18 protein-coding genes and 1 tRNA gene are annotated in these 17682 nt (G+C 37.5%); 12 read left to right on the top strand and 7 right to left on the bottom strand.

The window, feature by feature from the left end:
• Positions 1 to 15: 15 nt before the first annotated feature.
• The 4 genes from IPJ63_00310 to rpsB form a co-directional block, all read right to left on the bottom strand.
• Positions 16 to 88 (bottom strand) — tRNA-Thr (locus IPJ63_00310).
• Between the two features lie 73 nt (positions 89 to 161).
• Positions 162 to 671: a hypothetical protein gene (locus IPJ63_00305; GenBank protein ID QQR76702.1), complete on the bottom strand. Its 510-nt coding sequence runs from the start codon at positions 669 to 671 to the stop codon at positions 162 to 164.
• Between the two features lie 4 nt (positions 672 to 675).
• The gene (gene tsf / locus IPJ63_00300; protein QQR76701.1) at positions 676 to 1461 is read right to left on the bottom strand and encodes a translation elongation factor Ts; all 786 of its coding nucleotides are present in this window, start codon (positions 1459 to 1461) and stop codon (positions 676 to 678) included.
• A gap of 37 nt (positions 1462 to 1498) precedes the next feature.
• Positions 1499 to 2176, bottom strand: coding sequence for a 30S ribosomal protein S2 (gene rpsB / locus IPJ63_00295; protein QQR76700.1), 678 nt, complete (start codon positions 2174 to 2176; stop codon positions 1499 to 1501).
• Between the two features lie 256 nt (positions 2177 to 2432).
• On the opposite strand from rpsB, the gene IPJ63_00290 reads away from it, so the two are divergent.
• The 8 genes from IPJ63_00290 (at position 2433) to uvrB (ending at position 10296) form a co-directional block, all read left to right on the top strand.
• Entirely contained in the window at positions 2433 to 2771 is a 339-nt protein-coding gene (locus IPJ63_00290; protein ID QQR76699.1) for a hypothetical protein, read from the top strand.
• 81 nt (positions 2772 to 2852) lie between these two features.
• A complete protein-coding gene (locus tag IPJ63_00285) occupies positions 2853 to 4103 on the top strand; it encodes a prolyl-tRNA synthetase (GenBank protein QQR76698.1) in 1251 nt (416 codons plus the stop codon).
• 1 nt (position 4104) lies between these two features.
• Positions 4105 to 5154 (top strand): rod shape-determining protein, encoded by a 1050-nt coding sequence (locus IPJ63_00280; GenBank protein ID QQR76697.1) that lies wholly within the window; start codon positions 4105 to 4107, stop codon positions 5152 to 5154.
• The gene (locus IPJ63_00275; GenBank protein QQR76696.1) at positions 5135 to 5926 is read left to right on the top strand and encodes a rod shape-determining protein MreC; all 792 of its coding nucleotides are present in this window, start codon (positions 5135 to 5137) and stop codon (positions 5924 to 5926) included. Before IPJ63_00280 ends, IPJ63_00275 begins: the two co-directional genes overlap by 20 nt.
• Before the next feature lie 3 nt (positions 5927 to 5929).
• Positions 5930 to 7159, top strand: coding sequence for a tRNA guanosine(34) transglycosylase Tgt (gene tgt, locus IPJ63_00270; GenBank protein ID QQR76695.1), 1230 nt, complete (start codon positions 5930 to 5932; stop codon positions 7157 to 7159).
• A 73-nt stretch (positions 7160 to 7232) separates the two neighbouring features.
• Entirely contained in the window at positions 7233 to 7655 is a 423-nt protein-coding gene (locus IPJ63_00265) for a hypothetical protein (protein ID QQR76694.1), read from the top strand.
• A 70-nt stretch (positions 7656 to 7725) separates the two neighbouring features.
• The gene (locus IPJ63_00260) at positions 7726 to 8073 is read left to right on the top strand and encodes a DUF1653 domain-containing protein (protein QQR76693.1); all 348 of its coding nucleotides are present in this window, start codon (positions 7726 to 7728) and stop codon (positions 8071 to 8073) included.
• Between the two features lie 69 nt (positions 8074 to 8142).
• Entirely contained in the window at positions 8143 to 10296 is a 2154-nt protein-coding gene (uvrB, locus tag IPJ63_00255) for an excinuclease ABC subunit UvrB (protein QQR76692.1), read from the top strand.
• An 11-nt stretch (positions 10297 to 10307) separates the two neighbouring features.
• Here the strand turns inward: uvrB and IPJ63_00250 are convergent, their stop codons facing one another.
• On the bottom strand, positions 10308 to 11117 hold the full coding sequence (locus IPJ63_00250; protein ID QQR76691.1) for a hypothetical protein: 810 nt from the start codon (positions 11115 to 11117) through the stop codon (positions 10308 to 10310).
• A gap of 135 nt (positions 11118 to 11252) precedes the next feature.
• On the opposite strand from IPJ63_00250, the gene uvrA reads away from it, so the two are divergent.
• A complete protein-coding gene (gene uvrA / locus IPJ63_00245; GenBank protein ID QQR76690.1) occupies positions 11253 to 13853 on the top strand; it encodes an excinuclease ABC subunit UvrA in 2601 nt (866 codons plus the stop codon).
• 115 nt (positions 13854 to 13968) lie between these two features.
• Here uvrA and IPJ63_00240 read toward each other — a convergent pair whose 3' ends face one another.
• A complete protein-coding gene (locus IPJ63_00240) occupies positions 13969 to 14301 on the bottom strand; it encodes a hypothetical protein (GenBank protein QQR76689.1) in 333 nt (110 codons plus the stop codon).
• Positions 14302 to 14396: 95 nt separating this feature from the next.
• A complete protein-coding gene (locus IPJ63_00235) occupies positions 14397 to 14783 on the bottom strand; it encodes a hypothetical protein (protein QQR76688.1) in 387 nt (128 codons plus the stop codon).
• A gap of 46 nt (positions 14784 to 14829) precedes the next feature.
• Between IPJ63_00235 and IPJ63_00230 the strand changes: the two genes are divergently transcribed.
• The 3 genes from IPJ63_00230 to IPJ63_00220 are packed head-to-tail and all read left to right on the top strand — an operon-like array spanning position 14830 to position 17600.
• The gene (locus IPJ63_00230; protein QQR76687.1) at positions 14830 to 16059 is read left to right on the top strand and encodes a GIY-YIG nuclease family protein; all 1230 of its coding nucleotides are present in this window, start codon (positions 14830 to 14832) and stop codon (positions 16057 to 16059) included.
• A 39-nt stretch (positions 16060 to 16098) separates the two neighbouring features.
• Positions 16099 to 17085 (top strand): ATP-grasp domain-containing protein, encoded by a 987-nt coding sequence (locus IPJ63_00225; GenBank protein ID QQR76686.1) that lies wholly within the window; start codon positions 16099 to 16101, stop codon positions 17083 to 17085.
• 53 nt (positions 17086 to 17138) lie between these two features.
• A complete protein-coding gene (locus IPJ63_00220; protein ID QQR76685.1) occupies positions 17139 to 17600 on the top strand; it encodes a GNAT family N-acetyltransferase in 462 nt (153 codons plus the stop codon).
• The last annotated feature ends 82 nt before the right edge of the window (positions 17601 to 17682 follow it).

Genomic DNA, 17682 nt, shown 5'->3' with positions numbered 1-17682 from the left:
ACTTCACTCCCTATGAGCCGGCTCCCGGGCTTGAACCGGGGACCTACGGTTTACAAAACCGTTGCTCTACCAACTGAGCTAAGCCGGCTCGCAGGGAATCAAGTATTTCTATTTTGACTTCTATATACTACAGGTTTAATTTTTATTTTTCAAGTGCTGTATCACTTCGTACTTTCAGGCGTCTTTTTTTTCGGTTCTTCTGTTGCAAATCTAGCTCTTAGAACAGGTGTTACAATTCTAGTGATTGAAGTGTCTGAAATTTCGCTTCTAGTTTCTCCGTTTGCAGTTTTTATCGTTTCTCTATGTTCTCTTATGTTTGCGATAAAGCTTGATGCGGGTGCTGTGTCGTTTATATTTTGTATTTTTGGTTTTTCACCCAATACATAAGCGACTTCAGGGAACCTTCTCTTTATTGATCTGTAAAGTTTTCTATTTATTCTTACCCAGTTTTTAAAAAACCAGACCAATATACTGAACAATATATCAGAAATTACAATCGAAGTTATTTTAATATATTTTTTTGTGCGTTGTTTTAGCCACCCGTCTTTGTCGCCAAATTCGTGCTTTTTTTCCATAGGTAAAGCACCATTTCTGATTTGGCCTGTCTTGTACATTAGGAATACAAGACTAGTAACTAAAAGTACAAAAAATATTATAACCAATGCAATCATTTCTTTATATTACACTATTTCTATCAAACCCAAGAATTTTTATATCCCCAGATTCTTTTAGAAGTTGACCAATTGTTTTTTCAGGATTTTTAACAAATGTTTGATCCACAAGAGTTAGATCTTTGAAGTAAGCATCAACCTTGCCTTCTAGGATTTTTGCTTTCATATCTTCTGGTTTGTTGCTCTCTTCGACTTCTTTTGTGAAAAGTTCTCTAGCGAGCTCAATCTTTTCTTCTGGAATACTTTCTCGGTCTGTGTATTCTGGCTTCATTGCTGCTATGTGCATAGCTATATCGCGCGCTAGGTCTTCTGTACCTCCTGATAGTGTCACTACAACTCCAGCCTTGCCGTTATGAGTGTATGAACCTATGATACCCCCTGCATATTCTTTTATTCCACCAAGTTTGATGTTTTCACCAATCTTTTGAACTACTGGACTGATTTCAGATTCAGATTTTGCTACCACAGATTCTGTTCCTTCGTTGATTGCCATGTCAGCCAATTTATTTGCTAGTGCTATGAAGTCATCGTTTTTTGCTACGAAATCAGTCTCGCAGTTAAGTGTAAGCATGATAGCTTTACCGCTAGTCTGCTTGATAACCACGATTCCAGCAAGCGCTTCACGGTCAGATTTTTTACTTGCAATATCACTAGACTTCTTCTTGAGAAGCATTATTGCCTTCTCCATATCACCCTCAGTTTCTTCGAGAGCTTTTTTGCATTGCATAACAGATACTCCTGTTGCGTCACGTAATTTTTTAACTTCTTCGGTTGTTATTTGTATAGACATATTTTATTTATTCTAAAAAGATCTACTAATTATTTTTTTAATCAATTAAGGCTTCCTTTAGAGTGTTTACTATGTATTCAATACTTCCTCGTGATCCATCGTTTGCAATAATAGGGAAGTTTACAGCTTTTAGATTACAGTCAGTGTTTGCTATAGCTACAACTGGGATACCACTTTTTAGAGCCTCTGTAACTGCTATGTGCTCTTTTTTAGGGTCAACTACAAACATTGCATCTGGAACTCTTTTGATATTTGCTACACCACCAAAGTTGTGAGTCATGCGTTCCAAATCTTTTTCGATTAGAAGACGTTCTTTTTTTGTGAACATATCTAGTTCACCTTTTTCTTTCTTTGTGCGGATATCTTCAAAATATGCGATGCGCTTCTTTACTTCAGGGAAGTTTGTAAGAAGTCCTCCAACCCAACGATCTGCTACATATGGCATACCGAGTGAGCTAGCAGTAGAACGGATAATCTCGCGAGCCTCAGGCTTTGTTCCTACGAAAAGAATTATCTTTCCACCAGCCTTTAGGTCATGCATGACTTTCTTTGCATCCTCGAGCATTACGTATGTTTTCTCAAGGTCAATAATGTCGACTTTGTTTTTTGTTCCGAAGATAAACTTCTTCGCAGATGAGTGTCGTCTCGTCTTTGAGTATCCAAAGTGTGCGCCAACTTTAAACAACGCATCAATGGTGTCTTTTTGATTTTGCATAGTTAATTCTATGGTTAATTATAAATGTCTTGCGACTGCTCCGTTTTTAAGCATTCCCAGCTTATTTACAAAGGGTGCTTTGGACTTTTAAATGAAAAAGCCCCCTCCACGGAACCCCTTGATAATACAGTATTTTGTACAAAAAGGGAAGGGTTGACAATAATCCTAAAATATGATAAAATACTTATAAATATTGTTTTTTATTTGGTTCTCAAAGCTTCCTTTTTGGGATTTTTGAGAACCAAATAAAAAAATTATGACGTTATTTGAATTTGCAGTAATAAACAATCTTATAAAGACAAACTATAGACAGAGAATGAATATTTTCTGGGTAAACTTGTTTTTTATTTTTATGCCGGGATTTTTGCTGATATCCCAAAAACCTGATGATATCTTTTTTATTTTGTTATCGGTTACTGGTTTAGTGTTTTCCGTATATTTTTTATTCAAGTATTTCATCTCTACAGATGACGGTGAAACCGCTTTACCTTGGGAGATATACAAGAAACAAAGTAAGACATTATACGCTGCCAAGAGGAATGATACTCCTTTTGAAGAATTGAGTTCATACCCTATACTATCTGAATATTTTTAAAACAAAAAATATATTCACAATTTAAAGCCCCCAATTCGGGGGCTTTTTTTATTGGCGATTTTAAGGTAAGATGGCTCTTATATGAAGCAATCACAACTATTCACTAAAACTAAAAAGGAAAGCCCTGCGGACGAGGTTGCAAAGAACGCAGAGCTTCTTATCAAGGGCGGTTTTGTAGAAAAAGTAATGGCCGGTGTTTACGGCTACTTACCACTCGGACTTCGTGTTTTGAAGAAGATTGAAAATATAATCCGTGAAGAAATGAATGCAATTGGGGGTCAAGAAATTACTCTTACTGCGCTTCAAGAGAAGTCTACATGGGAACCTACGAACCAGTGGGCAGATGATCAGGTTGATGTCTGGTTTAAAACAAAACTGAAAAACGAAACAGAGCTCGGGCTTGGTGTTACTCACGAAGCGCCGATGACTATCATGATGAAAGATTTTGTTCAGTCATATCGAGATCTGCCTAGATATGTGTATCAGTTCCAAACAAAGTTTCGAAATGAAACTCGTGCTAAAAGTGGAATTATGCGTACACGTGAATTTGTGATGAAGGATCTATATTCTTTTTCAAAAGACGAAGCTGAGCACAATGAATTCTATGAGCGCTCGAAAGTTGCTTACAAGAATATTTTCAATCGCACAGGAATCGGACATCTTACATATATGACTTTTGCATCAGGAGGAATGTTCTCGAAGTTTTCTCATGAGTTCCAGACTATTACAGGGGCGGGCGAAGACACTATATATGTAGACGAAAGCAAAGGTATTGCTATAAACAAAGAAGTTTACACTGATGAGATTATAGAAAGCCTTGGTCTATCAAAAGACACCTTGGTTGAAAATAGGGCTGTAGAAGTAGGAAACATCTTCACTTTAGGCACTCGCTTCTCCGATGCTTTAGGTTTGAAGTATCAAACAGAAACAGGTGAAAGCAAGTCTGCATTTATGGGTTCATACGGCATTGGTCCAGCTCGTCTAATGGGGACTGTCGTTGAAGTATTGTCTGATGATAGAGGAATTATCTGGCCAGAATCAATCGCGCCATTTCGTGTGCACCTACTAGTACTTGGAGATAGTGAGGATGCGAGAGCGCAGGCAGAAAATTTGTATCAAATTTTAAATAAAAACAATGTAGAGGTTTTATTTGATGATAGAAGCGGTGTTTCTGCGGGTGAAAAATTTGCAGATGCAGACTTGATTGGTATTCCATATAGACTTGTTGTATCAGATAGGAGTATCAAAGATGGTGGAGTGGAGATTAAAAAAAGAAATGAAGAAAAGGGAAGCGTGGTCGCATTTTCAGAAGTGATAGAAAAAATAAAATAATATGTTTGAAAAGTTTCAAAACTCACTTTCAAACGATATCGGTATTGATCTCGGTACCGCCAATACTCTCGTATATCTAAAAGGTCACGGGATTGTTATCAATGAGCCTTCAGTCGTTGCTGTAAATACAAAAACAAATCAGATTGTTGCTGTGGGTACTGAAGCAAAAGAAATGTTGGGCCGTACGCCGGGACATATCCGAGCTATAAGGCCACTTATAGATGGTGTTATTTCTGATTTTGAAATTACAGAAGAAATGCTTTCTTATCACATAGGTAAGGCTGAAAAAATTTCAAAGAAGTTTTTGCGTCCACGTGTGGTGATTGGGGTTCCTTCGGGAATTACAAATGTTGAGACTAGAGCAGTATATGACGCGGCTCGTTCTGCTGGTGCGCGTGAGGTCCATATAATCGAAGAGCCTATGGCTGCAGCTATAGGGATTAGATTACCGATCATGGACCCTGTAGGTTCTATGGTGATAGATATTGGTGGAGGTACTACAGATATCGCGGTTATTGCTCTTGGTGGAATCGTAAAATCCAAGAATCTTCATGTGGCTGGAGATAGACTGAACAATGATATTGTTACTTATCTAAAAGATGAATTTAAATTACTGATCGGAGAAAAAACTGCTGAAAGTGTAAAAATAGCTATTGGTTCAGTTATGCCAGGAAAATTTATGGAAATAACTGTTCGAGGTAGAGACTTGGTTACAGGATTGCCTCGTGAAGTTGTTGTTACTGATACAGATGTCCGTGAGGCAATAGCAGTATCTATTAGAGCACTGATTGATGGGATAAAAGAAGTTTTAGAAACTACCCCTCCGGAAGTTTTGTCAGATATTATGAACAGAGGAATTATTCTCGTAGGAGGCGGTGCGCTAATACAAGGTCTCGATACACTACTTCAGACAGTTTTGAAAATGCCAGTTTATACTGCAGAAGACCCTCTATCTGCTGTTGCAATAGGCGCTGGGATTGTACTTGAAGATTTGTCTTTATATAACCAGGTATTAGTAAATTCACAAAAGGATGAATTACCTCCTAAATAAAAGAAAAAGAAACAAGAAGATTGCTCTTGCATCAGGTGTTTTTATATTTATTTTGGTTTTTATTTTATCTACAACCAGAACACTGTCTCCGCTAGGAGGGATTTTTGATTGGGTGGCTACTCCTTTTTGGAGGACAGGGAATTGGGTGAGCTCATCAGTAAATAATTTTAGAGATTCAAAAGTAAATAAAAATAAATTAATTGAAGAAAATGAAATTTTGAATTCCCAGATTCTTTCAATGCAGGCAACTATGATTGAACTTGAAGCAAAGGCAAAAGAGACCGATTCACTCCTTGAAATTTTTGGACGTTCTAGTCAGTCAAATATTGGCTTGCTTGCTGTCATACTTTCGAGACCACCACAGAGTCCATACGATACACTTGTAATTGATCAGGGACAAAACAATGGCGTAGTTGTCGGAGATAAAGTTTTTGCCTATGGAAACATACCGATTGGTTTTGTTGCAGAAGTTTACAATTCTACATCTAAAGTTACTTTATATTCACAATCAAAAAATTTAACCAATGTCGTTTTATCTGATTCTAATTTGTCTGTAGATTTAGTGGGTCGTGGAGGACAGAATTTTGAAGCAATATTACCAAGAGATGTTTCTATTCCAATTGGGACATTTGCGTCGCTCCCCTCAATTAGTAGCATTCCTGTTGCTGTTGTATCTAGTGTTATATCTGACCCGAGAGATCCTTTTCAAAGAATTCTATTAACCAGTCCGGTAAACGTACGATATTTGAAATATATTGAAATAAAAAAATAAATTATGAACGGATTTTCATTTTCCATAGAAACTCGAAGTAAAAATGGTCTTGCGCGCGCAGGTGTTATAAAGACTCCGCACGGGGAAATAAAAACCCCGGCTTTTGTTACAGTGGCAACAAAAGGTACTGCAAAAGCATTAACACCAGAAATGTTGATTGATGCAGGTGTGCAGGTGGCACTCGCAAACACTTATCACATGTATCTGCAACCAGGAGACGAGCTTGTAGAAAAAGCTGGAGGCTTGGGTAAGTTTATGAATTGGTCCTTACCTACAATGACAGATTCTGGGGGATTCCAAGTTTTCTCACTTGGAGCTGCGTATGGAAAAGATATTTCAAAGATTACTAAAATCACTGATCCAAATTTACAAATAGCAGAACGTTCTATAGATTCTGAATTACCAAGATTGGCTTCTATTGGAAACGATGGAGTTTCTTTTAGATCACACTTGGACGGATCGCTCCACTACATTACACCAGAGCGCTCAATCGAAATCCAACACAATCTGGGAGCAGATATGATATTTGCTTTTGATGAATGCACGTCTCCAACAGAGACTGAAAGGTATCAAGAAGAGTCTTTAGACAGAACTCATGCTTGGGCAAAGCGTTCACTGATTCATCATCACAAGCTCCTAGCTGAAAATAAAAAACAAATAGCTCTGTTTGGGATTGTTCAAGGTGCGCGTTTTGAAAATCTACGTAAAAAATCTGCACAAGTTTTAAGTGAAATGAAAACAGAAGAAGGTTGTGAATTTGATGGATTTGGGATTGGTGGATCTTTTGCAAAAGTAGATATGGAAAGTGCTGTAGAATGGACGACAAAAATTTTACCAGAACATAAACCAAGACACTTGCTCGGTATAGGTGAGCCAGAAGATTTACTCATGGGAATTGAGCGTGGAATAGACTTGTTTGACTGCGTGTTGCCGACTCGTAACGGGCGAAATGGTACCTTGTACACACGGAAAGGTAAGATCAATATTATGAACGCTCAGTTTGTAGAAGATTTTACCTCTATAGATAATAAATGTGATTGCTATACTTGTAAAAATTATACACGTGCCTACGTATCACATCTTTTTCGTGCAAAGGAAATGCTAGCAGCAACACTAGCATCTATACACAATATTTATTTTTTGACACACTTGGTAATAGGTGCGCGTGAAGCTTTGGTTGAGGGTAGATTTGAAGAGTATAAAGATGTTTTTCTAAAAGAATACCTAAGTTAGGTCTTGGCTTTACAATTCTACCTTCTGGGGCTAATATAGGTTGTTCTAAGTTCATTCTAAAAAATAATATACTATGTCAGCAGCAACAAACGTTTTAACAAAAAGTACTTTTGCAGCCAAGAGGCTCATGGTAGTCTCAAAAAAAATGAGACACGGATCTGTCAGTGTTTTTACTCACGACAAAGGGTGGAACAATGAGGAGGTCCCTTTTTTTATTGACCCTAGGGCGATAGACTTTGACCTCCTAGTTGTTTTGAATAAAAACATCAAGGACTTGTTGACGACCAATCAACAGGCCACTTTTTCTTTCAAATTTGGAGACAAGGAGTACTTGGCCACAATTATCTCTTATCGTCTTCAGGTAACTGAGAGACTTATCGCCGAAATACTTCCGATATTCAAAAAATATCATGACGACAATGGTCTGATTGATAGAATAAAAATAAGAGAGTCTGTGTTTGTTCAGATCCGACTGGCAGATTTGGAGCGTTTATAAAATATACAAAAGCGGAAAATTCCGCTTTTTATTTTTGCATTCTTAGTATATACTCTCAAAAAAACAACATATGGAAAAACCAAAATTAGTTCGCCCTGCGGACGCTCCAGAGAACGGTTTCTACAGACACTGTAAAAGGACAGATGATATGCCAGAAGGTGAGTATGTGTACGAAGTTATCGGCGTTGGTCCGCATACTGAAACAGGTGAAATTTTTGTGACCTATAGACCTCTTTATCAATCTAATGTTTATCTGGCTGGTATGATGGTTGATAATCGGTCATTACATGATTTAGACGGAAACGGATTTATGGACCCCAAGATTACACCTGATGGATCAGTAGAAAGATTTGTTCGTGTGATAGATGAGGAAGAGATAAAAAGACTCTCGTATATTAGAGACAAAATGTACAAATGATTTTCAAAAGCCGTGTTACATACACGGCTTTTTATTTTTTCTTAAATAGCGTAAAGTGTAAATACATATATGGCAGACAATATTTTTAAATTAAAAAGTGACTGGGATCCGTCGGGTGATCAACCCAAAGCAATAAAAGAGCTTATGACTGGATTGGATAAGGGTATGCAGAAGCAGACCCTTTTGGGTGCGACTGGAACAGGTAAGACATTTACGATTGCAAATGTAATTGCAAAAAACAACAAACCCACACTTGTTATTGCTCACAATAAGACCCTTGCTGCGCAGCTTGCTCAGGAGTATCGTGAATTTTTCCCCGATGCAGCAGTGCACTACTTTGTCTCATATTACGACTTCTACCAACCAGAAGCGTATTTGCCGACTACTGATACATATATTGAAAAAGATGCTCAAATAAATGAAGAGATTGATCGCCTTCGTCATGCTTCTACTCAAGCCCTACTTACTCGAAAGGATGTAATTATAGTTGCGTCAGTGTCTTGTATCTACGGACTCGGCTCCCCAGAGCAATACCAAAAAGAGCATTTGATGTTATCAGTTGGAGATAAAGCTGTGCGCAATGACCTGCTTCGTAGTCTCGTCGGGATTCACTATACTCGTACAAATGCAGATCTAAATTCTGGACAATTCCGATCTCTCGGCAATCGTATAGATATCATGCCCGTGTCTGAGACTTTTATGTATCAGATTTTTGTCGATAAAAATAAAATTTCTGAGATATTGATTGTTGATCCAGTTTCTTCTCATGTTTTAGAAAAACCGAAAAGTATGTTTCTTTTTCCAGCAAAGCACTTTCTCACTGATCCAAAGCAGAAAGATATTGCCATAAAAGCAATTCAGAAAGAATTAAAAGATCAATTAAAATATTTTGAAAAAGAGGGCAAGCTTCTAGAAGCAGAGCGTATAAAACGTCGAACTACATATGACCTTGCGATGATAAAAGAGGTCGGGTATTGTTCTGGTATTGAAAACTATTCTAGACATTTGTCTGGTAAGTCGGCAGGTGAGCCACCAGAGACACTGCTCTCATATTTTCCTCATGATAAAAAAGGTAAGCCAGAATTTTTGACTGTGATAGACGAATCTCATGTAACACTTCCACAACTACGCGGAATGTATGCAGGTGATGCTTCTAGAAAAGGCACCTTGGTTGAATTCGGGTTTCGATTGCCTTCTGCAAAAGACAACCGTCCACTGCGCTACGAAGAATTTAGTGAACGAATTGGACAGGTGATATATACATCTGCAACTCCAAGTCTTATAGAGCGTGAAGAGTCTGTTCAGATAGTAGAGCAGATTATTCGCCCAACAGGATTGCTCGATCCAGAAATTATTCTAAAGCCGATTCTAGAAAAAAATGGATATGGTGGACAGATACAAGATTTTATAAATGAATCAGAAGTCACAATAAAGCGTGGTTTTAGAGTTATTGCTACAACCCTTACTAAAAAGATGGCGGAAGATTTGTCTGTATACCTAAAAGACAAAAAGATAAAAGCTGAGTATCTTCATAGTGAGGTAAAAACTATAGATCGTATCCGCATCCTTACCCAATTCCGTAAAGGAGATTTTGATGTACTCGTAGGAGTAAACTTGCTTCGCGAAGGTCTAGATCTTCCTGAAGTTGCGCTTATTGGAATTCTCGATGCTGACAAAGAGGGCTTTTTGCGTAGTGATGTATCACTTATACAGACGATCGGCCGTGCGGCTCGTAATGCCGAAGGTAGAGTAATTCTCTATGCGGATAGACTCACAGACTCAATGAAAAGAGCTATTGATGAGACAACTCGTCGTAGAAATATTCAAATTGCGTATAACAAAAAACATGGCATTACTCCAAAAACTATAATGAAGCGCATAAAAGATATTACCGAGGAGATGGATAGCAAGCATGATAAAGCTGTGATGGGTGAGCTTGCACTCGATATAGATTTGTTCAAAAAAGTATATGCAAAAGAGTTGAATAAAAAAGAGAAGAATGAGTCCAAGACTATAAAGAAACTTCTACTCTCAGATGAAGAGCGCGAGAAGCTTGTATATGACAAGATTATAAAAATCAAAGAGCGCGATATGAACAAGGCTGTAAAAGAGCTCGATTTTGAGACCGCAGCAATACTCCGTGATGAGATAATAGTTTTGAACAAAAGATTGACTGCATCTCATGCTCCAAAAATTGAGGAAAATAAAAAAGCAGAAAATTAATTCTGCTTTTTTTAATATATACTCTTTTCTATATATTCAAAGTAATGATTGTCTATCGCCTTTAGTATTTTTTCACGAACAGGGTTCGTTTCTTTTTTATCCTCATTTTCTCTCCATATTTGCGATACGCTTATGAATTCTGATTTCTGTACGTATCTGAAGTGGATTTCCTTTATTGTATCCACTATTGCAACCAAGACTCTGTCGTCAGTTAAATCTTTTTTAGATAAAAGACTTATGACCAATGAAAGTGCTTCAAGCTGTAAAGCAAGAGAGTTTGGATAATTTCTTACTTTAATTGATATGTATCCAATCCAGAAAAACTCATCTTGAATCTTTTTAGATAACATGCGGATTGCATAATTCTCTATTTTTTTCAATTTTTCAAGAGATATGTTTTGGTTGGATAGTATAGACAGCAGTTCACTCTTAAGAGAGTCTCTAGATGTTCTAGTGGAGTCAAATTTTTCAGAAGTTAAGATATCTATAAAATATTCCTCATCCAAAAATTTTTCCCACGTTATAGAACCTAGAGATTCAAAAAGTCTTTCAAGATAATTTATATTTGTTATTTCTCCAGAATTTAGATCGATTTGGTTTTTTATATGCCAGATTAGAGCTTTTTGGTATTCTGTGGTTTCTATTTTACTTTCTACCAACCATTCTGGCATATCCATCAAAACATTGTCGCTTTCTCGATTTATTGTATATATAGGGTATGCTACTTCATATTTTAATATATCACTTAGCCAGTCTACCCAATCATCTTTTGTGTAAGACCATACGATATCCTCTACTTTATGTTGTTTTCTCTTTCCCATTTTTACTATATTTCGCTCATCGTACTACTCATAGACGCTTACGTCAAATAAGCTTTTATGATACAATCTGCCTGTAATTGAATAGAGATACACACCCATAAGCGATACTCATGGGTGCGCTTATGTTATTGAAATATGAAAAAAGGACAGCCATCAGAAAAAATAATAGTTAAAGGTGCCAGGACTCATAACCTGAAAAATATCACCGTTGAAATGCCACGAAACAAAATGGTGGTTATTACTGGTATGTCAGGCTCTGGAAAGAGTTCACTTGCTTTTGATACTATCTTCGCCGAAGGCCAGCGCCGGTATGTCGAGAGTCTTTCTGCATACGCGCGACAATTCTTGAACCAAATGCCGAAGCCAGATGTAGACGAGATCTCTGGACTATCTCCTGCAATTTCAATTGACCAAAAATCCCGCTCAAATAACCCACGTTCAACCGTGGCGACTATTACTGAAATATACGATTATCTACGTGTTCTATATGCACGTGTCGGAAGACCACACTGTCCAGAATGCGGCGATGAGATTAAAAAACTTTCCAATGAAGAAATATTAAATTTTGTACTAGAAAAAGTTTCTGTGTATTCAAAGAGCAAGAAGAATAAAAAAGAAGTAATGGGAGTAGAGTGGAGTGAAATTCCAGTTCAAGTTTTTGCACCAGTTGTGCGAGGTAGAAAAGGGGAATACTACCAACTTCTATATGATTTGCTCGGCAAGGGTTTCAACAGAGTTCGTATAGACGGAAAAATTTTAAATCTCCGTGATCGAATAGATATATCTAAAAATAAAGCACACAACATAGATATATTTATTGATGAGCTCGCACTACATGAATTCAAAGATGGTCCACAAGATGCACGAATGCGACTCTCTGAAGCGGTAGAGCGCTCAATACTTGAATCTGATGGGCTAGTAGTAATAAAAATCGCAGATGAAGAGACGTTACTTTCTACAAAGTTTTCTTGTCCTCGCGATGGCTTCTCTTTTCCAGAAGTAGAACCTAGACTCTTCTCTTTCAACTCGCCTTATGGAGCATGTCCAGAATGTAATGGTCTTGGAAGCAAATTCTTTGGTGGTACAGAGCCTTGTGATGTTTGTCACGGAGCAAGACTTCGCATAGAAGCGCTCAACGTTTTTCTGTCGACAAATGAATCCAAAAAACGGGTTAATATTGTTGAACTAACTAAGCTTTCTATAAGCAATGCTGCGGATTTATTTGTAGATTTGAAACTTACAGAACAAGAAAAAGAAATTTCAAAAGTAATTATAAAAGAGATAGAGTCACGTCTAGAGTTCTTGCTAAACGTTGGGCTCGAATATCTATCGCTTGATCGCAGGGCTAGTACTCTTTCGGGAGGAGAGAGTCAGCGTATTCGTCTCGCGTCACAACTCGGCTCACGACTTGTGGGTGCGATGTATGTGCTCGATGAGCCAACAATTGGTTTGCATCAACGCGATAATGACAAGCTTATAAAAACTCTTGAAAATCTACGTGACATAGGCAACACAATAATTGTAGTAGAGCACGATGAAGATACAATATATGCATCTGATTATATTATTGATATCGGACCAAAAGCTGGCGTGCACGGAGGAAAGGTTGTTGTCTCTGGTGATTTAGAAGAATTACTTGCTGCAAAAACTAATCCATCTAAGTCTCGTACTCTTGCATACTTGCGAAACGAAGAAGTGATTCCAGTTCCAGAAAAACGCCGTACTCAAGACAAGGGGTCACTCAAAATTGCTGGAGGGAAAATTTTCAATATTAAAAATCTAAATGTAGAAGTTCCGTTGGGGAAAATGGTTTGTATTACTGGAGTGTCAGGGTCTGGGAAAAGTTCTTTTATGTACGAGATCTTGCACAAGAACTTGCAAGCTCGTTATGAACGCAAATTTCGAAGCGCGCAGACTTATAACTGCACAAGTTTTACAGGAACAGAGTATGTTTCTCGAGTGATACTTATCGACCAGTCTCCGATAGGTCGTACACCACGATCGAACTTGGCGACATACACCGGAGCCTTTACACACATTCGTGACTTATTTGCCGCTACGGATGAAGCGCGTTTTCGTGGATGGAAATCAAACAGATTTTCTTTCAATGTGAAAGGCGGTCGCTGTGAAGCTTGTGAGGGGAACGGCGAGATTGCAGTTGAGATGCACTTTTTGCCGACAGTGTATGTGACTTGTGATGTTTGTAATGGAAAACGTTTCGACAAGGAAACTCTCACGGTCAAATACAAAAATAAAAATATTTATGATGTACTCCAGATGACAGTCGAGGAGGCAATTGTGTTTTTCGAAGATATTCCTGCTGTGTATGACAGAGTGCGGACACTTATGGATGTGGGCCTAGGTTATGTAGCACTCGGTCAGTCTGCGACTACACTCTCAGGAGGGGAAGCACAGCGCGTAAAAATATCTAGTGAACTTTACCGAACAAATATCGAGAAGACTATATATCTGCTCGATGAGCCAACTGTTGGGCTTCACTATGATGATGTTGCGAATCTACTTTCAGTTTTGAATCAGCTTGTACAAAAGGGGAACTCGGTAGTATTGATTGAACATAACTTGGATATTGTAAAATCTGCTGACTATATTATAGACATCGGTCCAGAAGGTGGAATCGGTGGGGGAGAAATAATTGCAAAGGGCACTCCAGAGGAGGTGGCAAATACTCCAAAATCCCATACTGGTAAATATCTAAAAAAGGTTTTAAGAAAATAAAAAGACCTTGTAGTTCAACAAGGTCTTTTTCTGTGCTATCTACTGGTAAATAAGTTTCCAGAGACTCTTTTTTACCGTGTCTTTCTTTGCAGTAGCGCTTGCAGATTATTTTTTTCTATTTTGATTTCTTATATTTTCTGACAACTTTTTTGCCTTCTTTTTTGTAAAGAACTTTTCCTTTTATTTCAAATCTCTGTCCGATCCTCTTTTGTTTTTTTGGTCTTTTTTCACCAGTTTCTTTATAGAATCGTTTCCAAAGTTCTTTGAAGTCAATTCCATCTCCTTTTGTTAAGATTTGGCCTTTTAGCTTGAAATTCATTTCATCTGAATTTGCCACAGCGGAACTAGTAAAAAAAATTTTTTCGATTTTCTTCTTCTTGCCTTTGTAAATAAGGTAGCCAGCTTTTTCATTGAGCCAATGCTTAAAGGTTGTGTCGAATCCACTCATATTTTTTACATTTTTCTTAACTTTATACCTACCAATAATGCTTGTCAAATAAAAAAAACGAGGGGACAGTCCCCTCGTTTTGCACTTTTATTTTGTTATCTTTTTTGCAAAAAATAGAATATTTTTGCGATAGATACGTAATCTCCTTTGTTGAAAATATTCCCCATTGTTCCCAAGATATCCGACCGGGAAATATTAATCTTTCTATTTTCTGGGAAATATCTCCAAAAGAGTATTTCATATTTTAATAAATCAAACACTTCTTTTGGTGTGTCGGTAAGAGCGTTTTTCATTTCTTCAATAAGGAATTCTATTCTCTTTATTGATACTTCCTTGTTCTCTTCTATTTTATAGATGAGAACGCTAAATTTTTTGAATATTTTACCTCTGGTTTTTGTTCCTGCCAGATCGAGTGCCAGTTTTTGTACATCAGGATATCCGTTACTTAACCTGAAATACTTTAGTGGGTGTTTTGGATCCATTTTTTATTTTTGCTCACTCTACACTCTTCTGGTATACTTGTCAAACATGAAAATATCTGACTTAAAAAAACTAAAAATACCAAACACTCCAGGTTGCTATTTCTTTCGTGACAGCAAAGGTATTTTGTATATTGGCAAGGCTACTTCGCTCCGTTCTCGTGTACGAAGCTATTTCGGCAAGGATGTGATCAATACTCGTGGGTCACATATTGTGGACATGGTTTTCAAAGCGCGTACACTGACTTTTCAGGAAACTGAATCAGTTTTAGAAGCCTTGATTCTAGAGGCAAATCTGATCAAGAAATATAAGCCATATTACAATACAAAAGAGAAGGATGATAAAAGTTGGAACTATGTGTGCATCACCGACGAAGAGTTACCGAAAGTAATAATCGAGCGCGGTAAAAATATAGATTTCAAGAATCTAAAAACTGAAAACAATAAGCTAAAATCTATTTATGGTCCTTATACAAATGGTAGTGCACTCAAAGAGGCTCTAAAAATAGTTCGCCGTATTTTTCCTTTTATAGACAATAGTTCTATCCATAAAGATAAATATGAATTTTATCGTCAACTAGGTTTAACTCCTGATATGGCAAACAAAGAAGTTTCAAAGGAGTATAAAAAAACAATTAAAAATCTAGAACTTTTCTTTTCTGGTAAAAAAGCGCAAATTATTTTAAATCTAAAAAAAGAGATGCTTGCGTATGCAAAGAAACGTGAATTTGAAAAAGCTGGAGAAATAAAGAAAACTATTTTTGCATTGGAACATATTCATGATGTATCGCTTATAAAAAACGAAAACATAGAGGAAGGTAGAATAAACAAATTCCGTATTGAGGCATATGATATTGCGCATATGTCTGGGAAAAATATGGTGGGTGTGATGACTGTGGTGGAGAATGGTTTGCCGATAAAATCTGAATACAAAAAGTTTATTATCCGTACTCAGTCAAACGCAAACGATACAGGGGCGCTTGAAGAGGTGCTTTCTCGCAGGTTTAGGCATACAGAGTGGGGAGTTCCGGATCTTGTAGTATTAGATGGAGGAATAGCTCAACTCAATGTTGGTAAGCAAGTTCTCAAAAGGTATCAGTTTAAAATTCCGATTGTTTCTGTGGTTAAAAATGAAAAACATAAGGCGAAAGACATACTAGGTGAAAAAGAAAATATAAAAGGCAATGAGACGGGGATAGTACTCGCAAACTCTGAAGCGCACAGATTCTCGATTACATTTCATAAGCTTCGTAGAGGAAATGCATTTTTGGGAAAATAAATACTTTAGTCCTAAACAAAAAGACGCTATACTGTTTACATGATTCGCGTTGGAATACTTCGAGGTGGAAATAGCAACGAATATGAAGTTTCGCTCAAGAGTGGCGAGATGTTACTTACGCATTTACCTCGCGATAGATATGAACCGGTAGATATACTTGTAGATCGAGACGGTGTGTGGCACATGCGTGGACTTCCTGTCGAGAAAGATAAACTCAGTAGGCATGTAGATGTAATTTGGAACGCACTCCATGGTGGCGCAGGAGAGGACGGTAAGATTGCTCAGGAACTTGAGGCGTTAGGGATTCCATATACTGGTTCAGGTCCTTTTGCAGGGGCGCTCGGTATGCATAAAAGATTTTCAAAAGAGGTTGCAGAAAAAGCAGGACTGAATATCGCAAATGATATTTTGATACCCAACTTCAATTCTCAGGATGAGCTGAGTTTCGAAGATTATATGAGCGAAGCTGCAAAATATATTTTCAAGACACTTCCACCTCCTTGGATAATAAAGCCGGTTAGTGGTGGTTCCTCGATTGGCATCAAGCTTGCAAGGACCTATGATGATTTACTAGAAACATTACTAGGCCAGCTAGAAACAGAAGGCGATATATTGGTAGAAGAATATATTCACGGCAAGGAGGCGACTGTAACTACGCTCGAAGGTTTTCGCGGGGAAGATATATATTCTTTCTTGCCAATTGAAATCAGAAAACCATCTGGAGATATATTTGATTACGACACAAAATACAATGGACAAGCTCTTGAAATATCCCCAGGTAAGTTTAGCTCTACTGAACAGAAGCTCTTGCAAGACTATGCACGTGCAATGCACAAAGCTCTTGGTGCGCGCCACTACACACGTAGTGATTTTATAGTTTCAAAAAACGGAATCTATTTTATTGAAATAAATACCTTACCTGGCCTTACCAAAGAATCTCTTGTACCAAAATCACTAGAGCCAGTGGGATCAAATTTTAAAGAATTTATAGATCATGTTTTAAAACTCGTGACAGACAAAAAATAAAACTCAAATTGACTATGCTCATGAGCATGTTAGTATAAGAAAAAAAGTTTCTTATGAACGGAAAGTTTACTGTGGTACAGGTATCACTAAAAGACATTTTTAATTTACGTCACGACATATTGCGACCAGGTTTACCAAAGGAGACTGCTTTGTTTGATGGTGATTATGAATTATTCACATATCATTTTGCAGTGTACAAGACCAGAAATGGCCGTATTGTTGGAAAACCTCTTTGTTGTGCAAGTTTCAAATTGGACACTTTAAACAAAAGAGATTCTTATCGGTTACGTGGAATGGCGACTGATAAAAATTGGCAAGGTAGGGGACTTGGGTCTTTGCTCATTTCCCATGCAGAAAGTTTTATTGCCAATAAAACCGGTGTAAAACTTTTTTGGTGTAATGCCAGGTCCAGTGCGGTTAAGTTTTACTATGATCGTGGGTGGCGAGCCTTTTCTGATGAGTTTGAAATCAAAGGTGTCGGTCCACACCACAAGATGAAGAAAGAATTAGTATGAGAAAAATCCCGATTTTATCGGGATTTAAATTTTGTAAGCTTAACTTGCACTTGTTCTAAAATAAGGTAAAATAGCCTTTGTA

This window comes from Candidatus Nomurabacteria bacterium (assembly GCA_016699365.1).
Taxonomy (GTDB): Bacteria; Patescibacteriota; Minisyncoccia; order Phycocordibacterales; family UBA9973; genus CAZLWF01.
This window is presented reverse-complemented; position numbering and strand designations above follow the sequence as displayed.

Coding starts and splice junctions, on each gene's coding strand:
- IPJ63_00305 (QQR76702.1), bottom strand. CDS start 671: ATGATTGCATTGGTTATAATATTTTTTGTACTTTTAGTTACTAGTCTT.
- tsf (QQR76701.1), bottom strand. CDS start 1,461: ATGTCTATACAAATAACAACCGAAGAAGTTAAAAAATTACGTGACGCA.
- rpsB (QQR76700.1), bottom strand. CDS start 2,176: ATGCAAAATCAAAAAGACACCATTGATGCGTTGTTTAAAGTTGGCGCA.
- IPJ63_00290 (QQR76699.1), top strand. CDS start 2,433: ATGACGTTATTTGAATTTGCAGTAATAAACAATCTTATAAAGACAAAC.
- IPJ63_00285 (QQR76698.1), top strand. CDS start 2,853: ATGAAGCAATCACAACTATTCACTAAAACTAAAAAGGAAAGCCCTGCG.
- IPJ63_00280 (QQR76697.1), top strand. CDS start 4,105: ATGTTTGAAAAGTTTCAAAACTCACTTTCAAACGATATCGGTATTGAT.
- IPJ63_00275 (QQR76696.1), top strand. CDS start 5,135: ATGAATTACCTCCTAAATAAAAGAAAAAGAAACAAGAAGATTGCTCTT.
- tgt (QQR76695.1), top strand. CDS start 5,930: ATGAACGGATTTTCATTTTCCATAGAAACTCGAAGTAAAAATGGTCTT.
- IPJ63_00265 (QQR76694.1), top strand. CDS start 7,233: ATGTCAGCAGCAACAAACGTTTTAACAAAAAGTACTTTTGCAGCCAAG.
- IPJ63_00260 (QQR76693.1), top strand. CDS start 7,726: ATGGAAAAACCAAAATTAGTTCGCCCTGCGGACGCTCCAGAGAACGGT.
- uvrB (QQR76692.1), top strand. CDS start 8,143: ATGGCAGACAATATTTTTAAATTAAAAAGTGACTGGGATCCGTCGGGT.
- IPJ63_00250 (QQR76691.1), bottom strand. CDS start 11,117: ATGGGAAAGAGAAAACAACATAAAGTAGAGGATATCGTATGGTCTTAC.
- uvrA (QQR76690.1), top strand. CDS start 11,253: ATGAAAAAAGGACAGCCATCAGAAAAAATAATAGTTAAAGGTGCCAGG.
- IPJ63_00240 (QQR76689.1), bottom strand. CDS start 14,301: ATGAGTGGATTCGACACAACCTTTAAGCATTGGCTCAATGAAAAAGCT.
- IPJ63_00235 (QQR76688.1), bottom strand. CDS start 14,783: ATGGATCCAAAACACCCACTAAAGTATTTCAGGTTAAGTAACGGATAT.
- IPJ63_00230 (QQR76687.1), top strand. CDS start 14,830: ATGAAAATATCTGACTTAAAAAAACTAAAAATACCAAACACTCCAGGT.
- IPJ63_00225 (QQR76686.1), top strand. CDS start 16,099: ATGATTCGCGTTGGAATACTTCGAGGTGGAAATAGCAACGAATATGAA.
- IPJ63_00220 (QQR76685.1), top strand. CDS start 17,139: ATGAACGGAAAGTTTACTGTGGTACAGGTATCACTAAAAGACATTTTT.